Genomic DNA, 4,760 nt, shown 5'->3' on the forward strand with positions numbered 1-4,760 from the left:
GGTGCAACGTCCTCTGGTGCAGCGCCCTCGGGCGCGGCCTCCGCATCTGGTGCGGGGGCGGGCGCGGGGGCTGGTTCGGGCTGGGATTGGGCGTCGACGAGCGGGGCGAGGGCGCCGGCCTCCGCGTTGACCGTGTGGGCATCGACCACGGCGAGGAAGGGGCCGTTGACGCCGGGGCCGAAGCCCTCGGACATGATGTCGGCGGCCTTGCGCTGGGTGGTATCGGGATTGGAGGTGGTATCGGCCGGAAGGGCGAGTTCCATGTCGAGCACCGGCGCGGTCATCGCGCCCAGGGAGAGGACAACCAGCGCCATGGCCAGGCCGGGGACCTTCTGGACCAGGCGCACCCAGCGGTTGCCCATGGTGGGACCACGGCGGCGCTTGCCCTTGCGGGTCGGGTTGCCGGCCACGCCGGGGATGCGGCCATTGAAGGCCTTATCGCCCAGCATGCCCAGCATCGCGGGGATGAGCGTAAGCGACACCAATACGGCGATGGCGACGGTGCCGGCGGCGGCCAAGCCCATGGCCGTCAAGAAGCCAATGCGCGCAATGAGAAGCGCAAAAAGCGCAGTAAAGACGGTCGCGCCGGCAAAGACCACGGAGGAGCCGGCGGTTCCCACCGCCATGCCTGCGGCATCGGGCCCGTCCATGCGGCGGCGCTCGGCACGGTAGCGCGACAGGATAAACAACGCATAGTCAATGCCCACGGCTAAGCCAATCATGATGGCCAGGACCGGGGTCATATTATTGAGCTCAATCCAGTGGGTGGCAATGAACATGCCCAGCGCGCCTAGCCCCACGCCGATGACGGCGGACACCAAAGGCATACCCGAGGCCACCAGGGAGCCGAAGGTAAAGATGAGCACGATAAAGGCAACGCCGAGGCCGATGATCTCAGAGGTGGAATTGACCGCGATTTCATCGCCAAAGCCGGCACCATTGCCCTCTACGGTGAGGCCGCGGTCGCGGGCAATATTCATTGCCTCGGTAACGGTGTCTTTATCGGCCTGCTCCACGCTATAGGGCGACTCGGCGTCGAAATTAAAGGTGGTATAGGCAATGGTCTCGTCATCATTGACCATGGCGAGGTTGTCCGCGTCCGCGCGGGCGGATGCTTCCGGCAATCCCATGTCCGTGAACTGGTGGATCACCTGGTCCTGCAATCGAGGCGAGACCTCAAGCGGGTTGCCAAAGCGCGTGGTATCGCCCATCTCTAGGTTGTCCTCGAGGTAGGAGATGGTGGCGTCGATGGCCTCGCGGTTTGCGGGATCAGAAAGCTTCTGGCCGTCTGGGGCCTTGAAGACCACGTTGACCGAGGGCGAGTTGGCAGGATTGCCGCCCTCTGGGAAGAGGTCCATGGTCTTGTAGGTAGCGTCGATGGACGGGGTTCCCTTGATGGAGAACTCGCTCGTCATCGGTTTCATCAGCAAGGCGGCGGCACCGCCGACGGCGGCGAGCAGCAGCAGCCATGCCACGATGACCTTCCACTTATGGAGGAAAGACCAGCGCCCAAGACGATAAAGCAGTTTAGCCACGGGTAGATGTACCTTCGCATTCGCGTGGGGGACGGGTTGAACTTTGCCCTAGTGTAGTGGCCATACCCCACATTCCCCTATCGCGAAGCCACCTGCGTCCCAGTTTTCACAGCTGGCGGCCAGCCAGCCGGATTCCCCGCGCCTGCCGAAAAATTGGGCAAAAGAAAATCCCGACCTGCGTAAACAGGCCGGGATCCCGGTGCGGTGGCGGCGGGATTTGAACCCGCGGTTGGGGGTTACCCAACAATCGCTTTCGAGGCGATCACCTTCGGCCGCTCGGACACGCCACCGCGTTCCAGATTACGGGAGTGGGCCCGAGCGACAAAATCGCTGCGCCGGCGGGGTGCCAGCGCAGCGAGATGTGGAAACGAGGGACGAGGATTAGTCGTCCTTCAGGCCGCCGATAACCTCGTTGGCCTTGTCCTTGATGCCTTCGGCAGCGTCAGACAGCTTGTCCTTAGCCTCGGAGGTGACCTGGTCGGCCTTGCCCTCGTTAGCTACGTCCTTGTTGTCGGTAGCTTCGCCGTAGGCTTCCTTTGCCTTGCCTACAAGGCCATCCTTCTTGTTTTCCAAATCGCCCATGTTCACTCCTTTGAATAGACGGTTGTTGTATGACCACCAGTGTACGCACTTTCAGCGCAGGCCGTCGAAGAATTTACGGAGCCCGGCGGCGCACTCCTCTTCGAGCACGCCGCCGCGGACCTGCGGGGTAAAGGGGGCAGTGGGGGCACGCAGGACATCGATAAGCGAGCCGCACGCGCCGGTCTTGGGCTCGAAGGCGCCAAAGACCACGGAAGAAACACGGGCAGCTTGCAAGGCGCCGGCGCACATGGCGCAGGGTTCTAGGGTGACGACGAGTTCGCAGCCGGAAAGCCGCCAGCCATCGCCGTGCACGCGGACGGCCTGGCGAATGGCCTCGACCTCGGCGTGGGCGGTCGGGTCCGCAAGCTCTTCACGGCGGTTGACGCCGGTGGCAAGTTCGGTTCCGGTGGCGTCGTAAAGCACCGCACCCACGGGGACGTCGCCGGCCGGCGTACGCTTGGCGACGTCGAGGGCGCGGCGCATCCGAGCCTCAGCGCGCAGCAAGGGCTCAGGCGTTATCAATGACGTCTTCCAACTCATCGCCAAAGCCGAGCTCGCCGGCGATGCGCAGCAACATATCGGAAGGCCAGTCCTCATCATTGTCAATGATGTAGCCCACCTGGTCCTCGGATAGACCAAGGTCAGCGAAGATATCGAAATCGCCCTCGCCATAAGGATCGGCCTCTTCGGGGTCCACATCCGGGATTTCATGATCGTTGATATCCATGAAATCGGCGGCGAAGTCATCGTCGACACCATAGGTGGCGTCCGAGATGAGCATCTTTACCCCGCCCGGCACGGGGCGCACGGCAATAAAATAGGCATCCTCCACGCACAGCAGCGCGAACGCAGCGCCCTCGGAACGCAGGCTGCGCACCGCATTGATGGAGGTCTGCGGATCCTCAAAGTCATCGTTGAAGCTGCGCACCAGCCATTGGCCCGCGTTGCGGGCGACGGTTACCGCGAAGGAGTAATTTTCGTTGCTCATACCTCGTGAGATTAGTCGTGTTGTGCCACAATTGTCATCGTGAGTTCTCAAGATGTTCAACGCCCTATCTGCATTATTGGCCTCGGCCTCATCGGCGGCTCTTTGCTGCGCGATCTCGCCGGATACAATCACCCCGTTTTTGGCTACAACCACTCCACGTCCGGCGCCCGCACCGCAGTAAAGCAGGGTTTTGACGTCACCGATGATCTTCCGGCGATTTTGACCCGCGCGGAGACGGAAAACGCGCTCATTGTCATAGCCGTGCCTATGGGCGCGGTGGGCGAGGTGCTTAACGCTATTCAGGAGCACGCGCCGAGCTGCGGTATTACGGACGTCGTTTCCGTGAAGACAGCCGTACGCCAGCAGGTACTGGAGCGCGGAATGGAGTCGCGCTACGTGGGCGGCCACCCGATGGCGGGCACGTCCAAGTCCGGTTGGGATAACTCGCAGAAGGACCTGTTCCGCCGCGCGGCGTGGGGCATTACCTATGACTACGCCGCCGAGTGTGAGGCGCGCGGGGAAAAGATTCCGAAGCAGTGGATTGAGACCTTCACCGAGGTCGTGCGCATGACCCAGATGGTGCACGCAGAGCCGGTTCCTATCCGCGTGGCTAATCACGATGCCGCGGTGGCGCGCATTTCCCACCTGCCGCACGTCTTTGCGGAGATCCTCGCCGTAGTGGGCGATAACGGCGGAATCCTGGCACAGTCCCTGGCTGCCGGTTCTTTCAAGGACGCTACCCGCGTGGCCGGCACGCACCCGGAGCTGGTGCAGCAGATGTGCGAGACCAATGCGCCGGCGCTGGTGGAAGCACTGGACGAAGCCTTGGACTTGCTGCGCGATGCCCGCGAGAAGCTCGACTCCCCCGAACCTTCCATCGCTGAGCTTTCCGACGCCGGCTATCGCGCCCGCACCCGCATCGATGCCCGTTCCGGCGCGCGCAAGGAATCGGTCTCCCCAGTCAAGATTTCTTCCCGCCCGGTGCTGCGCCTACACCCAGGCGGCCCGAAGTGGGTTGCACAGCTGCGCCAATCCGAGTCCCTGGGCGGGCGCATCGAGATTTTCTAGCGCTTTCGGCCCCGCAGGCCAGGAATGCGGGATGCTACCGCGGCGGCAATAAGACCTAGCACTGCTACGCCGGCATAAAGCCAAGGGTGGTCGGCGCTGGTCTGCGGGGTTTTCGGCGGTTCGGGAGTGGTTTCCGCGGTGAGAATCGCTTCCTTATCGCGCCCGCTCACTACTCCCTCGATCCACTCCTTGGTGCCGGCCAGCGTGGTAATAGCCGCGCTAGGTGAAGGCAGGTCTGGGTCCCCGTTCGCGGTGCCCGCGGTGGCGAGTCCGGCGAGCTTACCGTCTACAAAGAAGGGGCCGCCGGAGTCACCACCCTGCATGCCGGCTCGGCCAGTGGAGTGTACGTCGAGAATGGCGCTTTCAATTAGTGGCATCGGGCCATCTGGCGCCCCGCCCGGCATCGCCTCGCTGACTGGCACGCTTTCCGTACCCTCCGGCATTTTAAGTCCCGGCATGGCCTCAGCCGCGGGAACGCTTTCTCCACCATCGGCATCCTCACCAGCGTCCGTGGCGGCGCCCGCGCCAGCGTCCGCGCCCTGTCTCTTATACACATCTACGAGCCCACGAGACCCTGACCACTATCT

The 4,760-nt window shown here is 63.2% G+C and carries 5 protein-coding genes, 1 tRNA gene and 1 pseudogene; 1 reads left to right on the forward strand and 6 read right to left on the reverse strand.

Annotation, left to right across the window (positions count from 1 at the left end):
• The 5 genes from QP934_RS11260 to QP934_RS11280 form a co-directional block, all read right to left on the reverse strand.
• Window positions 1–1,535 (reverse strand): MMPL family transporter (locus QP934_RS11260; protein ID WP_419127571.1); only part of this gene is annotated, 1,535 nt, incomplete at its 3' end.
• 202 nt (window positions 1,536–1,737) lie between these two features.
• Window positions 1,738–1,825 (reverse strand) — tRNA-Ser (locus QP934_RS11265).
• A 91-nt stretch (window positions 1,826–1,916) separates the two neighbouring features.
• On the reverse strand, window positions 1,917–2,117 hold the full coding sequence (locus QP934_RS11270) for a CsbD family protein (protein WP_005323174.1): 201 nt from the start codon (window positions 2,115–2,117) through the stop codon (window positions 1,917–1,919).
• Window positions 2,118–2,168: 51 nt separating this feature from the next.
• Entirely contained in the window at window positions 2,169–2,600 is a 432-nt protein-coding gene (locus QP934_RS11275) for a nucleoside deaminase (RefSeq protein ID WP_340419449.1), read from the reverse strand.
• 25 nt (window positions 2,601–2,625) lie between these two features.
• Window positions 2,626–3,105, reverse strand: coding sequence for a tRNA adenosine deaminase-associated protein (locus QP934_RS11280; protein WP_005323176.1), 480 nt, complete (start codon window positions 3,103–3,105; stop codon window positions 2,626–2,628).
• A gap of 39 nt (window positions 3,106–3,144) precedes the next feature.
• Between QP934_RS11280 and QP934_RS11285 the strand changes: the two genes are divergently transcribed.
• Window positions 3,145–4,173, forward strand: a complete 1,029-nt coding sequence (locus QP934_RS11285) for a prephenate dehydrogenase (RefSeq protein WP_419127572.1) — start codon at window positions 3,145–3,147, stop codon at window positions 4,171–4,173.
• Here the strand turns inward: QP934_RS11285 and QP934_RS11290 are convergent.
• A pseudogene (locus QP934_RS11290) lies at window positions 4,170–4,700 on the reverse strand (protease); the annotation flags it as partial. The gene QP934_RS11285 and the pseudogene QP934_RS11290 sit on opposite strands and share 4 nt — an antisense overlap.
• Window positions 4,701–4,760 lie beyond the last annotated feature (60 nt).

This window comes from Corynebacterium sp. MSK122 (genome assembly GCF_030229435.2).
Classification (GTDB): domain Bacteria; phylum Actinomycetota; class Actinomycetes; order Mycobacteriales; family Mycobacteriaceae; genus Corynebacterium; species Corynebacterium marquesiae.